Raw genomic sequence first — 15654 nt, forward strand, 5'->3', positions numbered from 1 at the left:
AGTAAAAACTTTCGTAAGTACCTTTCGAGGGAAAGTCAAGTACCTTGGCTATCGCCAGATCTACTTTTCTTAACCTCAGGAAACCCGCCCGACCCGGCCGTTTTGCTTCGGCACCGCGTCGGGAGGCGCCGTATAGGCCGAGCCCGCCCGGCCTGTCAACCGACCTTTTCCCGGCGAAACCACCGGACCCGGAAGCCCGGATCCCGTTGGCGGACGACGACACCCCCAAGAGGGCAGCCCCATCCATTCGCACGTGAAAGGCATCTCGCAACCCGCCAGAGCTTAAGTCCGGCACGTCGACGCCCCGCCGAAGCGGAGCCGTGCAACCCGTGGCTGAGAGATTTCGGCGGACGGTGTTCTGTCGCTGCCGATGAAGTCGATATGGCGAAACTCGGCCGATCTTGCAAGGCTCGTGGCGTCGCAGGGCTGTCCCATGCGTCCGTAGCGGGCTTATGGCAGCATCGGGCTGCGATGCGCTCGCCCCGCCCAGCATTGTCGGGGCGGACCCTGCGGGCGTTCCAGCACCACGCCCAGTTGCACTTCGCGTGCCGCACGAGGGCGCGCGGTGGACCTGAGGGAGACGGCCTCGGCTCCGTTGCTCCCCGCATGCGGGTTCGGCAACCGACGGGTGAAACCCGCGCGTCACGTCGTCGAATAGGCGTCATCGCGACCAATCCCGGACCGGACAGATGACGTTGATCAACGACCTCACAGGGGCGCCGCCCGGCATGACCGGGCGCAGCCTGCTCCTGCGCCTGTCCGTGATCGGCGCGGTGGTGGCCGGCACGGCCGGCGGCTTCGCCTATGCGGGGGGCTGGCTGTCGCCCGGCCTCCTCACACCGGCGCGGATCGTCGATCGCTTCGAGGTGGTGAACGGGCCCCATCCCGGCTTCCGGCGCAACCACGCCAAGGGCTTGTGCGTGGCGGGGCGCTTCGCCCCCAACGGCGCGGGCACGCGCCTCTCGACAGCCACCGTGTTCGCCCCCGGGCAGGTGACCCCCGTCCTGGGCCGGATCGCGCTGGCGGGCGGCCAGCCCTACGCGGCCGATGCCGAGACCACCGTGCGCAGCCTCGCCCTGCTGTTCCGGTCGCCGGACGGCGCGGAGTGGCGCACCGGCATGAACAACATCCCGGTCTTCCCCGTGCGCACGCCGGAGGCCTTCTACGACCAGCTCCGCGCCGCCAAGCCCGATCCAGCCACCGGCAAGCCCGATCCCGCCCGCATGGCGGCGTTCTTCGCGGCCCATCCCGAGAGCGCGCGGGCCGCGTCCCTGATCAAGGCGCGGACCGTGACCTCCGGTTTCGCCGACAGCACCTTCTGGAGCCTGAACGCCTTGCGGTTCGCAGCCGCCGACGGCACCGTGCGACCGGTGCGCTGGGCTTTCGTCCCGGAGCGGACAGCCGCACCCGAGACCGCCGATGGGACCGGTTCGCCCGCCCCAGATGGGCTGTTCGATGCTTTCGAGGCGCAGTTGCGCCAGGGTCCGCAGCGCTGGCACCTCGTGGTGACGGTCGGCCGGGGGGAGGACCCCACCGCCGACGCGACGCAGCCCTGGCCCGCCGACCGCGAGCGCGTGGATGTCGGCACCCTGACCCTCACCGAGGCCATGCCGGAAGCGCCCCACACCTGCCGCGACGTCAACTTCGACCCGCTCGTCCTGCCGGAGGGTATCGCACCGAGCGACGATCCGCTGCTCAGCGCGCGCTCTGCGGCCTATGCGCAGTCCTTCACCCGCCGAGCCGGCGAGGCGAAGACGCCGAGCGCCGTGACCGGCGCGCCGATCCACGGAGCTGCCCTGTGACCGAACCCGCGCGCTTCAACTGGCCGGCCCGCCTGCTCCACTGGGGCATGGCGGTGATGATCCTCGCCATGCTGCTGATCGGCGTCGCCATGGTGACGTCGCTCGCCGACTATCACGCCCTGGTCGCGCTGCACCGACCCCTCGGCCTCCTGATCCTGCTCCTTGCCGGCCTGCGGCTCGTCAACCGCTGGCGCCATCCGCCCCCGCCCCTGCCGACGGATCTGCCCGCGTGGCAGCGGATCGCCGCGCACGGCTCGCATATCGCGCTCTACGGGCTGATGCTGACCCTGCCGCTGGTCGGCTGGGGCATGCTGTCGGCGGCGCGCTATCCGATCGTGCTGGCTGGGCCGGTGGTGCTGCCGCCGATCCTGCCGCAGGACCCGATGCTCGCCGCGGCGCTGCGGCACCTCCATACCGGGCTCGCCTATGCCCTGTTCGCTGCCTTTCTGGCGCATCTCGGGGCGGCGCTGATGCACGCGCTGATCCGCCAGGACGACGTCTTCGCCAGCATGGCCCCCTGGCGACCACGCCGGTAAGGTCCGGGCGGCATCCAGCCAGCCGGCCTGATATCCACACCGGGTGTTTCCCAGCCGGTCCGGTCGATGGCCGGGGGCCGCATGGCGCCCCCCGGCCGAGTCCCTCAGGTCAGAGGCTCGGGTGCAGGCCGCGAACCGGGCTCACGCCCTCCAGCACCGAGGCCGCGTGCAGGATCGTCGTCTCCGCCTGCCAGCTTGCAACCAGCTGCACGTTGATCGGCAAGCCCTCGCGGCTCGTCCCGAACCGTATCGACAGGCCCGGCAGGCCGGTGACATTCAGGGGCACGGTCGCGCCCTGCAGGTAAGTCAGATCGACCGTCTCGCCGTTGACGACGAGTTCCTGGATGCCGTGCTTGTGCGCCGGTACCGGCAGCACCGGGGTGAGGAGCACGTCGAAGTTCCGGAAGAAGGCCGCATAGCCGTCCCGGAGCCGCTCCGCCGCCTGCTCGGCCGCGACGTAGTCCTCCACCGACGGGTCCGGCAGGGACAACATGGTCTTGGCCATCTTGTACATCTGGTCCTCGTGCCCGGCGGTCGCTTCGCGGAACGCCGGCTTCATCTCCATGACGTGGAGCGTGTTGAACACGTCGAGGGCGAAGTCGCGCTCCAGCGCCGGGATGCGCACCTCCTCCACGTGGTGACCCTCGCCCTTGAGGGCCTCGGCCGCAGCCCGCACGGTCGCGGCGACCTGCGTGTCGATGGGCCCGAAGCCCGGCCCGACCATCCAGCCGACCCGGAGCTTGCGATTCGGCGCGGCACCGAGGCCGGCATCGAACGGGACGGTGCTGCTCGCGAAGGCGTCCTGCCCGTCTGGGCCGGCGAGTTGCGAGAAGGCGAGCGCGAGGTCGCGGATCGAACGGGCCATCGGGCCGACGTGCCAGAAGCGGCGGGGCGCCCGCGGCCAGATGCCGGTCATGGGCACGCGCCCGTGGGTGGCCTTCAGCGAGACGATGCCGGTCTGCGCGGCCGGGCCGCGCACCGATATCGCGAGGTCGGTGCCGAGTCCGAGTGGCGACATGCCCGCCGCGATGGCCGCCGACTCGCCGCCGCTGGAGCCCCCGGGCGTACGCTCGAGGTCCCACGGGTTGTTCGAGCGGCCGGAGAGCAGGTTGTCGCTCTCGATCCAGTAGGAGAACTCCGGGAGGTTGGTCTTAGCGAGCAGAATGCCACCGGCCCTCTTCAGGCGCGCCACGCTGGTGGCATCGGCGTCGGGCACCCGGCCCTTGAAGATCGGCGAGCCGCGCTGGGTGAGCACGCCGGCGGTGTCGATGGAATCCTTCACGGTGAACGGCACACCGTGAAGCGGCCCGAGTTCCCCGCCGGCCATGAGTGCCGCCTCCGCGTCCCGCGCGGCGGCCAGCGCGCCTTCCGCGACCGCGACGATGGCGTTGACCTTCGGATCGACTGCTTCGATGCGGTCGAGGTGCGCCTGCACGACCTCGACCGGTGAGAGCTGCTTGGTTCGGATCAATTCGGCGAGCCGGGTCGCGTCCGAGAAAACGATGTCCGTGGTCATGGGCTGGATCCTTCGAGGTCGCCGATGCGGGTGGCGTACGCCGCTTCGGGGGGTGACGATCAGGGGTTGGGTGGCAGGATGCGGCGCCGCCGGGGGCGCCCGCGTCCTCAGCGGTTGGCGAGGCGAGCGACGAGACGCTCGGCGGCGGGGCCGGAGGAGGCCGGGTTCTGGCCGGTGATGAGCAGGCCGTCCGTCACCACGAAGGGTCCCCAGTCGGCACCCTTGGCGTAGAGGCCTCCGTTCCGCTTCAGCTCGTCCTCGACGAGGAACGGGACCACCTCTGTGAGGCCGACGGCCTCCTCCTCGGTGTTCGTGAAGCCGGTGACGTTCCGGCCTTCGACCAGCGGCTTCCCCTCCGGCGCCCTGGCATGGCGCAGGACGCCGGGGGCGTGGCAGACGAGGGCCACGGGCTTGCCGGCCCCGAGCGTCGTCTCGATCAGCGTGATCGAGGCAGGGTCCTCGGCAAGGTCCCAGAGAGGCCCATGCCCGCCGGGATAGAAGACGGCGTCGAAGCCCGCGTGGCCGACGGCGTCGAGCCGGCCCGTCTCGGCCAGCGCCGCCATGGCCGCCGCATCGGCTTCGAAGCGGCGCGTCGCGTCCGTCTGGAAGCTCGGCTCGGCGCTCTTCGGATCGAGCGGCGGGCGGCCACCCTTGGGCGACACCAGGACCACCCCCGCCCCCGCATCCTTGAACACGTAATAGGGCGCAGCGAGCTCCTCCAGCCAAAAGCCGGTCTTCCGGCCGGTTTCGCCGAGCCGGTCGTGCGAGGTCAGCACCATCAGGATCTTCATCGTCGGTCTCCAGGTCTTTCAGTTGTGTGTGGGAGGGTTTTGGGTTCGAGGCCGCGCTCGGAACGGGTTCGGGGAAGGCGGGCCGGCGCTAGCGCGCCTTCGCGGTGCGTCCGGCGGCCGGGTCGCGCGGCTGCGCGGCTTGTGCAGGGCGGAACTCGGGGCCCGCGCGGCGGACCTCGTCGAACCGGGCCATGCGGACGGCGCCGATGGTCTCGAGGGTGATCCGCTCTTGCGCTGTTGCTTGTGGCCCAGTGAGGAGTGCCATCAGCCCCTCAGCGATGAGGGTCGTGACGACAGAGGTCTTGGCGTGGTGGGGCATGGGTTTTCTCCGTCTGACTGCTGCTCCCCGACCGGCATGGAGGAGATGATTGGCTCAGCCTTGAGTAGACCGGTCGTCTCAAATGTGGACGCAGTGAGGGGCTGCGTCCGGCGAAGTCGGAGGCGGTGGATCAGTGCGCCGTGAGGCCCAGGATGCGCCGGGTCGTCCCGATGGCCGCCGCGAACGGTGCGTCGGTCCGGACGATCTTGGCCATCAGGCTCGCGCCGAGCCAGACGTGATACAGGTCTTCGGCGGTCGTATGCGGCTCGCTCTCGACCGTGAGCGAGCCCTCCGCCACGCCCGCCGCAATGGCTTGCGACAGCCGTTCGATGATCGCGGCAGTGCCGGCCTTGAGGGCCAAGCGCATCGCCTCGGACAGGTCCGAGACTTCCGCCGCAAGCTTCACCGCAAGGCATTTGCGCTGATAGTCGACGCTTCCCTGCGTCGCCTGCCATTTGCGCCAGTAGTTCATCAGGCGCTCGGCATGACTCAACCCCGGCTCGGCCAGCGTCGTATCGAGGTCGGCGAGATAACTCTCGAAGTAGTCCGCCAAGAGGGCCTCGCCGAAAGCCTCCTTGGAGCCGAAGTAGTGGTAGAACGACCCTTTCGGCACGCCGGCCGAGGTCAGGATCTCGTTGAGTCCTACCCCGGAAAACCCCTTCGCGCCGATCAGGCCGTAGGCGGTGTCGAGGATCCCCTGCCGGGTGTCGGTATGTGCGGTGACGCGTGCCATGACGGTGAGATAGAACGGATTAGACCGGTCGTCTAGTGGCCATTCGCATTTTTTCCGGTAGAAGGCTGGTTGCGGTTTGCCGGGTCGTCGTGCTGACCCGGATGCAATCCATGACCATCTTTAAAGTCGCATCCGCTTTCAAGCTGCGGGTGTGTCGCCTGTTTCGATCAAAATCCCCTTGACCATAGCCACCACCCGGGTGCGTCGGCCACGGTCAGATGCGAGCCGCACAGGCGACCAAGGAGCGGGTATCGTTCTCTTGAAAGTCTGATCTGTTCTCCATAAAGAACGCGCCAGGGTTCGGCCGGAATTGCCGACCGGGCATGGAGGAGAGCCGATGTCAGACGGATTCGCGGCCCGTACCGTCGCGGCAGCCAATGGTGTCGCGCAGGATTCGGCCTTCGGGGCGGTCATCGCACCGATCCACCTGTCGACCACCTTCAAGTTCCCGGCCTTCGAGCAGCCCGGCCCATACGACTACTCCCGCCTCGGCAACCCGACGCGGGACGCCCTCGCCGACACGATCGCCAAGCTCGAAGGGGGCGCCCGGGCCGTGATCGTGGCGAGCGGCATGGCGGCCCTCGACCTCGCCCTGTCGAGCCTGCGGCCGGGCGACCTGCTGGTCGCGCCGCACGATCTTTACGGCGGCACACACCGCCTGCTGAGCTTCCGCGCCGCCCGGGGCCATTACCGCGTGGACTTCGTCGACCAGACCGACCCGGACGCCCTGGCGGCGGCCCTGGCCGGACGGCCGAAGGTCGTGCTCATCGAAACGCCGAGCAACCCGTTGATGCGGGTCGTGGATATCCGGCGCGTGACCGCCGCCGCCAAGGCGGTCGGCGCGCTGGCGGTGGTCGACAACACCTTCCTGTCGCCGGCCCTGCAGCAACCGATCACCCTGGGGGCGGATCTCGTGGTCCACTCCACCACGAAGTTCCTCAACGGTCATTCCGATGTGATCGGCGGGGCGGTGATCGCCGCCGACAAGGCCGTGGGCGAGGAACTCGCCGCCTGGGCGAACACGATCGGCGTCACGGGCTCGCCGCTCGACGCCTACCTGACGCTCCGGGGCCTGCGCACCCTGTTCGTGCGCGTGGACCAGCAGCAGCGCAACGCGGGGCGGATCGCCGCCTTCCTGGATGCGCATCCGGCCGTGAGCCGCGTCCACTACCCGGGTCTGCCGTCCCATCCCGGGCACGCCCTCGCCAAGGCGCAGCAGGCGGGCTTCGGCGCCATGCTGAGCTTCGAACTCGCGGGCGGGCTCGAGGCGGTGCGGGCCTTCGTGGGCGCCGTGCAGGTCTTCACCCTGGCCGAATCCCTGGGCGGGGTCGAGAGCCTGGTCGCCCACCCGCCGACTATGACCCATGCGGCCATGGACCCGGACGCGCGGGCGATCGCGGGCATCACCGACGGGCTGCTGCGCCTCTCGGTCGGGCTGGAGGCGGAGGACGACCTGTTGGCCGACCTATCGCGCGGCCTCGAAGCCGTGGGTGGGTGAGCAGGCCGCTCACCCCTCCTCGATCACGCTGAACCCGGACTCGTCCTCGACCACCCGGAAACGGGAGAGCCGCAGGGTCTGCGAGCGCTCGGCGGCCTCGTCCCGGCACTTGAGGACGTGGACGGCCCGGTTGACCACCTGCAGGTTCGGCGCGCCCCAGTAGGCAAGGAGGTCCGGCCAGGGGCGGGTGCGGTGCTCCCGCCAGACCTGATAGAGCGGCAGGGCGTGATCGACCTCGGCGGTGCGCAGCAGCCGCTTGCCGGAGGTCGCGCAGCGATGCCGCTGGCGGAGCTTCAGCGCCCGGACCTGCGCGTGCGGGGCGAGCCAGAACTTCCAGGCCGTGACACAGGCCGCATGCCAGCCGGCCCTGGCGTTGGGCGTGCCGCCGCCCCAGAGATCCCGGTGCCAGCCGAACCGGTAGACCGGCTGGCCGCAGATGCAGCAGGCACCGCGGCCGCGGGCGAAGGCGGGATCGCGAAAGGGAGCGGGCGGCGTCCGGAAACCGCCGGCGCGCCCCTCCCCCGAGCCATCACGGCCGATCTGCCACGTCCAGCCCTCCGGCGTGCCGGAGCGGGCCGCCAGGGCGCGGGCGAGCCGGTCGGCCCGGAGGACATGGCTGCGCCAGTAGCTCTCCACGGCAAGGCGCGGCGTCGGCGGGATCAGGGGCCGCGCCAGGGCGTGCCGGAGGACCGGTACGGGGAAGACCGGCGGCAGCGCCCGCTCCAGCCGCGCCCGGGCCTGCACGTTCCGAAGGGTACGCCATTGCGATGTCGTCATCCCGGCCGGTGCTACTAGAATGCGGGCGGGACCGCGATGACGCCGCCGCCACAGGGGTTGTCGCATAGGGTAAACGCAATGTTTCCCGTGAAACATCGACGGCCTGAACGCACCTGAACCGGCGCGGCCTCCAGAGTGCTCGTTGCCACCGTGCCAAGCCGGTCCTAGGACGACCGGGCTTGAAGCACTCGCAGCCGGCCCTCCGGGTCGGCCAAGGATATGCCGCCTTGATCACCGGTCCGTGCCTCATCGTCCAGCCGATCCACGCGGCGGGTCTCGATCGGCTGCGCGCGGCCGGGCTTGAGCCCCGCGCGGCCCGTGGCACCGACGCCGCGACCCTGGCCTGCGACGTCGCCGGCTGCGTCGCGGTCATCACCCGCAACACCGGCTTCCCGGCCGAGGCCATCGCGGCGGCGGCGGCGCTGCGGGTGATCGGCGTGCACGGCACCGGCACCGATCACGTGGCCAAGGCGGCGGCGACCGAGGCCGGCATCGTGGTGGTCAACACCCCCGGCGCCAACGCCGTTTCGGTGGCCGAGCACACGCTGGCGCTGATCTTCGCCCTGGCGAAGGCCCTGCCCGGGGCCGACCGGTCGGTCCGGCAGGGCGACGACAGCTTCAAGTTCACCACCCGCTTGGTCGAGCTCGCAGGCCTCACCCTCGGTCTCGTCGGGTTCGGGGCGATCGGGCAGGCCACGGCCCGGCTCGGCGGCGCCCTCGGACTACGGGTCCTGGCCTACGGACCGAGCCGCCCGGAAACGGATTTCGCCACGGCCGGCGCCCTGCGCGCCACCTCGGTGGAGGCCGTGCTGGCAGAGGCCGACATCGTCTCGCTGCACCTGCCGCTCACCCCCGGCACCCGCGGATTGATCGGCCGGGAGCAGCTCGCCCGGATGAAGCGGGGCGCGTTCCTGATCAACACCAGCCGCGGCGGCCTGATCGACGAGGCGGACCTGATGGAGGCCCTGGAGGCCGGCACGATCGCCGGCGCCGGCCTCGACGTCTTCGCGCAGGAGCCGCTGCCCCGCAACCATCCCCTTGCCCACCAGGAGCGGGTGATCCTCACGCCTCATGTCGGCGGCTCGACCGAGGCCGCCCTGATCCGCACCGCCGAGACCGCCGCGACACGGGTGATCGACGTGTTGGCCGGTCGCCATCCCGGCGGGCTGGTCAACCCGGAGATTTGGGATCAGCGGCGCGGCGTATGAGACGGCCCCGTGCCGGGCGAGCTCGACACGCCGAGGCATGACGTCAGGGCATGGAGGCTATGAAAGCGCACGGTCTGCATGCCTTTCGGCGCATCGAGCCATTGCCTACCGCACTGCGATATCCTATCTGTGCGTTGCGGGATGGCGATGGCGTCGCCCTCCCGCTGCCCTTCTTGGGCGTTTCCTCCCTAGACTTCGGGCCGCTCCTTCGGGAGTGGCCTTTTTTGTTTTCGGACCGGATCCAGCGCCGGCCGCCACACTCAGAGCGGGATTAAACAGTCAAGCGGAACCAAGAGCTTGACCGTACGTTTTCCCGTCATGAAATACGCTCGCTCCATCCTCGTAACCATGGTCCTTGCCGTATTCGGGCTGGGCGTGGCGACTCAGAACCTGCATTCGCGCGATCGCAACGCGCCGACGCGACCCGCCGCGGTCGCCGAATCCATCAAGCCGGTGGCTTGGATCGATCCGCCGGCCCGCGGCACCCCCGAGATCACCGCCGCACCCGCGTCGGAGCAGCTAGGCGCCTTGGCCACCGCCGCGACGCCACCGGCCACGATCGCTCTCTCCGTCGAACCGCCCCGCAATAGCAGCGCGAACCACCGGGGGAAGGCAGCGGAGCGGAAGAACCGCTCCAGGGCTGCCCATCTGCATCGTCCCACCCGTGCCCGCACCGCCGCAGTCGATCCCGCCGTGATGCCGCAATCCGCGCCTCGGCCGGCACCGGATGCATCGGGGCGGATCGATCCGATCGGCGACATCCTGCGCGGCCTCGGATTTGGCCGCGACAGTTGATCCACGACTCCTACTCGACGTGGATGGTCAGCTTCATCTTCGGATGAATGCCGCACTGGATCACGAAATCCCCCGGCTCGACCAGCGTCAGCCGCGTCTCGGTCCCGGGCTCCTGATCGCCGGCGTCGAACGAGAACCGGTCTGCTTCGATGAAGGCATGGTGGGTGAAGCTCTCATCGCCGTTGCGCAGGGTGATCGTGTCGCCCCGCCGGAGATACAGGTCGGTGGGCGCATAGTGGCGGCCCTTCTGCAACACGATCCGGGCCGCGGTCGATAGGGTCGCCCGCGCGCTTTCCAGCGCTGCGCCGGTGGCTGCGAGGGTGAGCGTACCGACGACGAGGACAGAACGCAGGCGCCTGCTGGCAGGGGGCATGATGGCGTCCGCAATGACCTCGAAGGGGCTTGCACGATCCGGCTCGCTGACCGGGCGTTTGGACCCTGTTGCAGTGCATGGTGAGGGATGCCCGTGAACGAATCGATACGTCGATCGTTCAAATTTGAGCGAGCTTCAGAAATCTAACCCATGTTTTACTGTATGTACCCGGCTCTCAGCAGTATTCACGTCTAAATCCACGAATTCGTGAGCGCAGTCGCGGGCCGCGAGGGCGCTGCCGACGTGCTCGCGGAACACCCGGACTCGGGCGGGCAGCTCGCGACCGGCCAGGGTGACGGCGCGCAGGGCCGCGCCACGGGTCGCCCAGGGGGCCAGCACGCGCTGGAGCTGGCCCGCCGCCACGGCCCGGGCGGCTACGAGGCTGGGGAGATGGCCGATCCCGGCGCCTGCCAGGGTCAACCGGAGCGCGGTTGCGAAATCGCTGACGCGGATCGCCGGGTTCACGGAGAGCGGCTCGGTACGGCCCTGGCCGTCGGTCAGCGCCAGCGCCGCCGCGCCGAAGCGTTCGCGGGCCAGGATCAGGTCGTGGTCGTGCAGGGCGGCAAGGTCCGCCGGGGCCGGCCGGCGCAGCAGGTAGGCGGGGGCGGCGTAAAGGGACGCCGTCAGCGTCGCCAGGACGACGGCGCGATAGCCGGTCTCCTCGGCGCTGCCGAGCCGCAGGGCAAGGTCGATCCGGTTGGCCGCCAGATCGAGGCGCGCGTCGGTGTTCAGCATCTCCACGGTGATCTGCGGATAGGCCTCGCGAAAGCTCGCGATGATCTCCGGCATCACCTCGATGCCGAAATCGATCGAGGTGGTAATCCGCAGGTGCCCGGCCGGCACCGTCCGGGCATCGCGGGCGGTCTCGGCCGCCTCGTCGAGCAGAGTTAGGCTCTCCTGTGCCTTGGTGTAGAAGGCGAGACCCTCGGCGGTCGGCGAGACCGCCCGGGAGGTCCGTGCCATCAACCGGACACCGAGCGCCCGTTCCAGCCGGGAGATCCGCCGGCTGACGCTGCCCTTGGTCTCGCGCAGGCTGGCCGCCGCCGCGGTGACGGTCCCGAGATCCACGACGGTGCAGAAGGCCCGTACATCGTCCAGCCCGCCGCGGAAGGTTTCCGTTTTCGCAACCATGGGGTTCCGGATAGCAGGCTCAACCGGGGCCGTGAACGGGGCTACACGGCTGCTGCGGCGCAACGAATCGCGCTCGACCGTCTGCTCTGCAGGAGACACCCTTGAAGTCGATTCTCGCCTCCGGCCTTCTGGCCCTGCTGGTCGCCACCCCCGTCCTGGCCCAGACCCCGCCGACCCGCGATCCCGCCCAGATCCAGGCCGGCACCTACGCGGTCGATCCCGGCCACACCCAGGTCGGCTGGCGGGTGTCCCATATGGGCTTCTCGAACTACGCCGGCGGCTTCTCGGAGGTGTCGGGTACGCTGGAACTGCAGCCGAAGAACCCGGCGGCGGCGAAGCTGTCGGTGAAGATCCCGGTCGCCTCGGTGACGACCACCAGCGCCAAGCTCACCGACGAGTTGAAGGGCGACCAGTGGCTCGACGCCGCCAAGTTCCCCGACATGACCTTCGTGTCCACCAAGGTCGCCCCCGCCGGCAAGGACCACGCGAAGGTGACGGGCGACCTGACGCTCCACGGCGTGACCAAGCCGGTGACGCTCGACGTCACGCTTGTCGGCGCCGGTGTGAACCCGCTGAGCAAGAAGGTCACGGTCGGCTTCGAAGCCACCGGGACACTCAAACGCTCCGAGTTCGGCGTGAAGACCTACGTGCCGCTGATCGGCGACGAGCTGCACCTCACCATCGCGGGGGCGTTCGAGAAGCAGGAGTGAGGGCGGGCAGACGGCCGCGGACGGCTGCCGTCTGGCGTCGCTTCGCGGCGCGTCCTCTCCTTTCGAGAACCGGCACGAAGGCCCCCGCATCTCCCCTTCCCCCGCAAAGGGGGGAGGGAGACGCGCGGTGCCGTCCTACCTTTCCGAAGGAAACCGGCCCCAGCACAATGACAAGCCGCGCGAGCGGCTCGACAGCCCCCCTACCCCGGTCGGTCCTCCGACCCCGTCCCCAGCGCCCGCTGGACCATCACGCTGTCGGCCCAGTGGCCGTACTTGAACGCCACCGCCCGCAGAAAGCCGACCCGCTCGAAGCCGCAGGCCTCGTGGAGGCGCAGCGACGCCTCGTTCTCGGCGTCGATGTAGCCGATGATCTGGCGGTAGCCGCCGGCCGCGCAGGCCTCGATCAGCGCCGGAAGAAGCCGCCGGCCGATCCCCGCGTGCAGGTGGTTGGGATGCACGTAGATCGAATGCTTGAGCGTGTAGCGATAGGCCGGGCGCTTCCGGAACGGCACCGCGTAGGCATAGCCCGCCGCCACGCCACCGCGGTCGGCCACGAGGTGCGGCAGGCGCTTCTTGCGCATCGACTTGCGCCGCCGCTTCAGGTCGTCGGGGAGCATCCGCGCCTCCTCGAAGGCCCCGACATCGCCCACGCCCTTGCCGATGTGGTGCTCGTAGATCGCCACCATCGCCTCGAGATCCGCGTCCGAGGAGGCGCGGATGACGATGTCGGGGCAAGGCCGCGCGGCGAGCGGCCCGTGGGGCTCGACCTCGATCTCCATCAGGCCCCCTCGCGCACGACGTAGGTGTGGAAGCGGATCCGCCCGTCCGGCTCGACCTCCCGGTAGACGCCCTGGATCTCGGCCTCGAAGCCGGGGAACAGGTTGGCGGAGGCCTCGAACATCTTGAAATAGTCGAGCATGGGCGCGGCCCGTTCGTCGAGCCGCTCACCCGGCAGCACCGTGCCGATGCCCGGGGGATAGACCAGCATCAGCGTGCTGGCGATCCGGCCCTCGGCTTCCGCGATCGGCACGTAATCGACCTTGTTGCGGGTCAGCATCTGGGCGGCGCGCTTGGGCGGCATCACCATCTCGGGCAGGTGATCGGGGGCGAATTGCCGCCGCTGGAGCGTGGAGGTGCCGGCCTCCCGGTGGAAGGCGTGGAACTCGCCGCACAGGTCGCGCAGGCGCACGCCGCGGTAGCGATTCGGCCGGCGGGCGACGAATTCCGGCATGGCCTCCTCCAAGGGCACGTTGTCGTCGTGCAGCCGCTTGAAGGCGACGAGGCCCGAGATCAGCGTGCCGGCCTTGGAGGATTCCACCCCCGGGGTCAGCAGGAAGAGCAGCGAGTTCAGGTCGTTCTTCTCGGCGACGATCCGGTTCTCACGCAGGTACTGGGCCACGATCGGCGCCGGCACGCCGTGGGCAGCATAGGCGCCGGTCTTCCGGTCGAAGCCCGGGGTGAGCACCGTCAGCTTGTTCGGGTCGGTGATGGCGTAGCCCGACGCCACATGGGTGAAGCCGTGCCATCGGGCGCCGGGCTTCAGCTCCCAGTGGCGCGGCGTGGCTGCCAACTCATCGGTGGGCACGCTCTCCCAGGGCACCTCGGCCCCGTCGGCATTCTTGGTCACGTCCGGCACGAAGGGGTCGAAGAACCAGCGCCGGGCCGGATCGCGCTCGTTCTCCTCGAATTCCCGCCGGATCGCCCGGACCTTCTTGCGCCACTCGATCCCGAGCCGGATCGTGTCGTCCCACAGGATCATGCCCGAGCGGCCCTTCATCATCTGGGCGCCGACATCGAGCGAGGCGAACAGGGGATAGAAGGGTGACGTGGAGGCGTGGACCAGGAAACTCTCGTTGAGCCGCTTGTGCTCGACCCGCCGGGTCTGGCCGCGGATGTGCCCGTCGCGCGTGTGGATCTGCGAGGCCTGGGAGAAGCTCGCGAGCTGCTTGTGGGTCGATTGCGTGGCGACGATGCCGGGGGAGGTCTCGTCGAGCCCGGTCAGCCCCATGGCGAAGCGCCGGGCGTAGAGCGGGTGGAACTTCATGAAGCCCGCCCAGGCCTCGTCGAACAGGATGTAGTCGCAGAGGTGGCCGATCTTCTCCAGGATCTCCTGGGCGTCGTAGATCGTGCCGTCATAGGTGCATTGCTCGATCACCGCGACGCGGAACGGCCGCTCCCGGCGCCACGCCTCCGGATCGGTCACCAGCGGGTTGCGGCGGATCTTTTCGCGGATGCGCGTCTCGTCCAGGGCCTCGTGGTAGATCGGGCCGATCAGCCCGTAGGCGTTGCGGTCGGTCTCCAGAAAGATCGGGATGCCGCCGCCGAGGAACAGGGCGCCGTGATGGGCCGCCTTGTGGTTGTTGCGGTCGAACAGGACGAGGTCGTCCTCCGCCACCAGGGACGACAGGACGATCTTGTTGGAGGCCGAGGTGCCGTTGAGGACGAAATAGGTCTTTTCCGCCCCGAAGATCTTGGCGGCCTCCTTCTGGGCCTTCAGCGCCGGACCCTCGTGGGTCAACAGGTCGCCGAGATCGAGCACCGAGTTGTCGAGGTCATCGCGAAAAATCGCCTCGCCCAGGTGCTCCACGAAGATTCGGCCGATCGGCGAGCGGTTGTAAAAGATACCGCCGTTGTGGCCTGGACAGGTCCAGAGCTGATTGCCCTTCTCGGCGTAGTCGACCAGCGCGCCGAAGAACGGCGTCTTGAGGGATCCGGCATATTGCGTGACCCGGCTGACGAGGCCGCGGGCGATGAATTCCGGCGTCTCCTCGGCGAGGAAGATGTAGCCGTCGATGAAGTCGAGCAGCTCGACCGGGATGTCCTCCAGCCGCTTGCGGCGGACCATGATGACGATCGGCATCTCCAGGCCGCGCTTGCGCATCATGTCGATGAGCGCGGCGGTCTTGCCGTCGAGGCCGCGCTTGCCCCAATCGACCACGAGGCAGCCGACCGCCGCATCGGTCTGGACCGCGATCGCCGCGTCCTCGACGCGCCGGGCGCGCACCACCTCGAAGCCGCGACTCTCCACCGCCGCCACGATCTGATTGACGCGCGCGCCTTCCAGATCGTCCGGATCGAAGGCCGGCGTGCACATCAGGACCGTGAAGCGACGGTGGAAGTCCATGGAGCTCTCTTTGCCAGGGATACAGCGCGAGGCTTTCTGGCCGGTCCGTGACGATTGGATGACAGCGCTGGACCGGCGCGATGAATCGTCGGATCAGGCGCCGCCCGACCGCCCGTCGTGCCCGATCAGCCGCTCGACCTCGGCCAGCGCGACGGCGCGGGCGGCGTGCTCGGAGGCGTGCGGGCGGTACGATCCCCGGACCAGCTTGCCGCGGTCGCGGATCGCCCAGGTGAAGCCGCCCGGGTCATGCCGGCTCGGTCTTACCTCAACCGTGTAGAGATGCCCGCAATTCACACCCATGGATCGAATGTGCGGGAGATCCCGCGGTCGGCACAGGGGGT

General features: G+C 69.4%; 16 protein-coding genes. 6 read left to right on the forward strand and 10 right to left on the reverse strand.

Annotated features, from left to right (window positions below):
• The first annotated feature begins 689 nt into the window (after positions 1 to 689).
• Both OXS49_RS20580 and OXS49_RS20585 read left to right on the forward strand, forming a co-directional pair.
• Complete coding sequence (locus OXS49_RS20580; protein WP_267426453.1) at positions 690 to 1802, forward strand: catalase family peroxidase; 1113 nt, start codon at positions 690 to 692, stop codon at positions 1800 to 1802.
• Positions 1799 to 2338, forward strand: coding sequence for a cytochrome b/b6 domain-containing protein (locus tag OXS49_RS20585; protein WP_267426455.1), 540 nt, complete (start codon positions 1799 to 1801; stop codon positions 2336 to 2338). The genes OXS49_RS20580 and OXS49_RS20585 overlap by 4 nt, the downstream gene beginning before the upstream one ends.
• A gap of 109 nt (positions 2339 to 2447) precedes the next feature.
• Here the strand turns inward: OXS49_RS20585 and OXS49_RS20590 are convergent, their stop codons facing one another.
• The 4 genes from OXS49_RS20590 to OXS49_RS20605 form a co-directional block, all read right to left on the reverse strand.
• Complete coding sequence (locus OXS49_RS20590) at positions 2448 to 3854, reverse strand: amidase (protein ID WP_244006899.1); 1407 nt, start codon at positions 3852 to 3854, stop codon at positions 2448 to 2450.
• Positions 3855 to 3961: 107 nt separating this feature from the next.
• Positions 3962 to 4645, reverse strand: coding sequence for a type 1 glutamine amidotransferase domain-containing protein (locus tag OXS49_RS20595; protein ID WP_267426457.1), 684 nt, complete (start codon positions 4643 to 4645; stop codon positions 3962 to 3964).
• A gap of 88 nt (positions 4646 to 4733) precedes the next feature.
• Positions 4734 to 4964, reverse strand: coding sequence for a hypothetical protein (locus tag OXS49_RS20600; RefSeq protein ID WP_267426458.1), 231 nt, complete (start codon positions 4962 to 4964; stop codon positions 4734 to 4736).
• A 130-nt stretch (positions 4965 to 5094) separates the two neighbouring features.
• Positions 5095 to 5697: a TetR/AcrR family transcriptional regulator gene (locus OXS49_RS20605; RefSeq protein ID WP_267426459.1), complete on the reverse strand. Its 603-nt coding sequence runs from the start codon at positions 5695 to 5697 to the stop codon at positions 5095 to 5097.
• 337 nt (positions 5698 to 6034) lie between these two features.
• Here OXS49_RS20605 and metB point away from each other — a divergent pair, with 337 nt between their 5' ends.
• Positions 6035 to 7195, forward strand: coding sequence for a cystathionine gamma-synthase (gene metB / locus OXS49_RS20610; RefSeq protein ID WP_267426461.1), 1161 nt, complete (start codon positions 6035 to 6037; stop codon positions 7193 to 7195).
• 9 nt (positions 7196 to 7204) lie between these two features.
• On the opposite strand, the gene OXS49_RS20615 is transcribed toward metB, so the two are convergent.
• A complete protein-coding gene (locus OXS49_RS20615) occupies positions 7205 to 7972 on the reverse strand; it encodes a hypothetical protein (RefSeq protein ID WP_244006906.1) in 768 nt (255 codons plus the stop codon).
• A gap of 227 nt (positions 7973 to 8199) precedes the next feature.
• On the opposite strand from OXS49_RS20615, the gene OXS49_RS20620 reads away from it, so the two are divergent.
• Positions 8200 to 9180: a hydroxyacid dehydrogenase gene (locus OXS49_RS20620; RefSeq protein ID WP_267426462.1), complete on the forward strand. Its 981-nt coding sequence runs from the start codon at positions 8200 to 8202 to the stop codon at positions 9178 to 9180.
• A gap of 297 nt (positions 9181 to 9477) precedes the next feature.
• Positions 9478 to 9975: a hypothetical protein gene (locus OXS49_RS20625; RefSeq protein WP_267426463.1), complete on the forward strand. Its 498-nt coding sequence runs from the start codon at positions 9478 to 9480 to the stop codon at positions 9973 to 9975.
• A gap of 10 nt (positions 9976 to 9985) precedes the next feature.
• On the opposite strand, the gene OXS49_RS20630 is transcribed toward OXS49_RS20625, so the two are convergent.
• Complete coding sequence (locus OXS49_RS20630; protein WP_244006913.1) at positions 9986 to 10348, reverse strand: hypothetical protein; 363 nt, start codon at positions 10346 to 10348, stop codon at positions 9986 to 9988.
• A 135-nt stretch (positions 10349 to 10483) separates the two neighbouring features.
• The gene (locus OXS49_RS20635) at positions 10484 to 11479 is read right to left on the reverse strand and encodes a LysR family transcriptional regulator (RefSeq protein WP_267426464.1); all 996 of its coding nucleotides are present in this window, start codon (positions 11477 to 11479) and stop codon (positions 10484 to 10486) included.
• Positions 11480 to 11580: 101 nt separating this feature from the next.
• Between OXS49_RS20635 and OXS49_RS20640 the strand changes: the two genes are divergently transcribed.
• Positions 11581 to 12189 carry a YceI family protein gene (locus OXS49_RS20640; protein WP_244006915.1) on the forward strand — a complete coding sequence of 203 codons (609 nt, stop codon included), beginning with the start codon at positions 11581 to 11583 and terminating at the stop codon, positions 12187 to 12189.
• Positions 12190 to 12389: 200 nt separating this feature from the next.
• Here OXS49_RS20640 and OXS49_RS20645 read toward each other — a convergent pair whose 3' ends face one another.
• The 3 genes from OXS49_RS20645 to OXS49_RS20655 all read right to left on the reverse strand — a co-directional run bounded on the left by OXS49_RS20645 (position 12390) and on the right by OXS49_RS20655 (position 15613).
• Positions 12390 to 12968: a GNAT family N-acetyltransferase gene (locus OXS49_RS20645; protein ID WP_267426466.1), complete on the reverse strand. Its 579-nt coding sequence runs from the start codon at positions 12966 to 12968 to the stop codon at positions 12390 to 12392.
• A complete protein-coding gene (locus tag OXS49_RS20650) occupies positions 12968 to 15313 on the reverse strand; it encodes an Orn/Lys/Arg decarboxylase N-terminal domain-containing protein (RefSeq protein ID WP_244006917.1) in 2346 nt (781 codons plus the stop codon). Before OXS49_RS20650 ends, OXS49_RS20645 begins: the two co-directional genes overlap by 1 nt.
• 93 nt (positions 15314 to 15406) lie before the next feature.
• The gene (locus OXS49_RS20655; protein ID WP_243924489.1) at positions 15407 to 15613 is read right to left on the reverse strand and encodes a hypothetical protein; all 207 of its coding nucleotides are present in this window, start codon (positions 15611 to 15613) and stop codon (positions 15407 to 15409) included.
• Positions 15614 to 15654: the final 41 nt, after the last annotated feature.

The organism is Methylobacterium sp. GC_Met_2, from assembly GCF_026540795.1.
Lineage (GTDB): Bacteria > Pseudomonadota > Alphaproteobacteria > Rhizobiales > Beijerinckiaceae > Methylobacterium.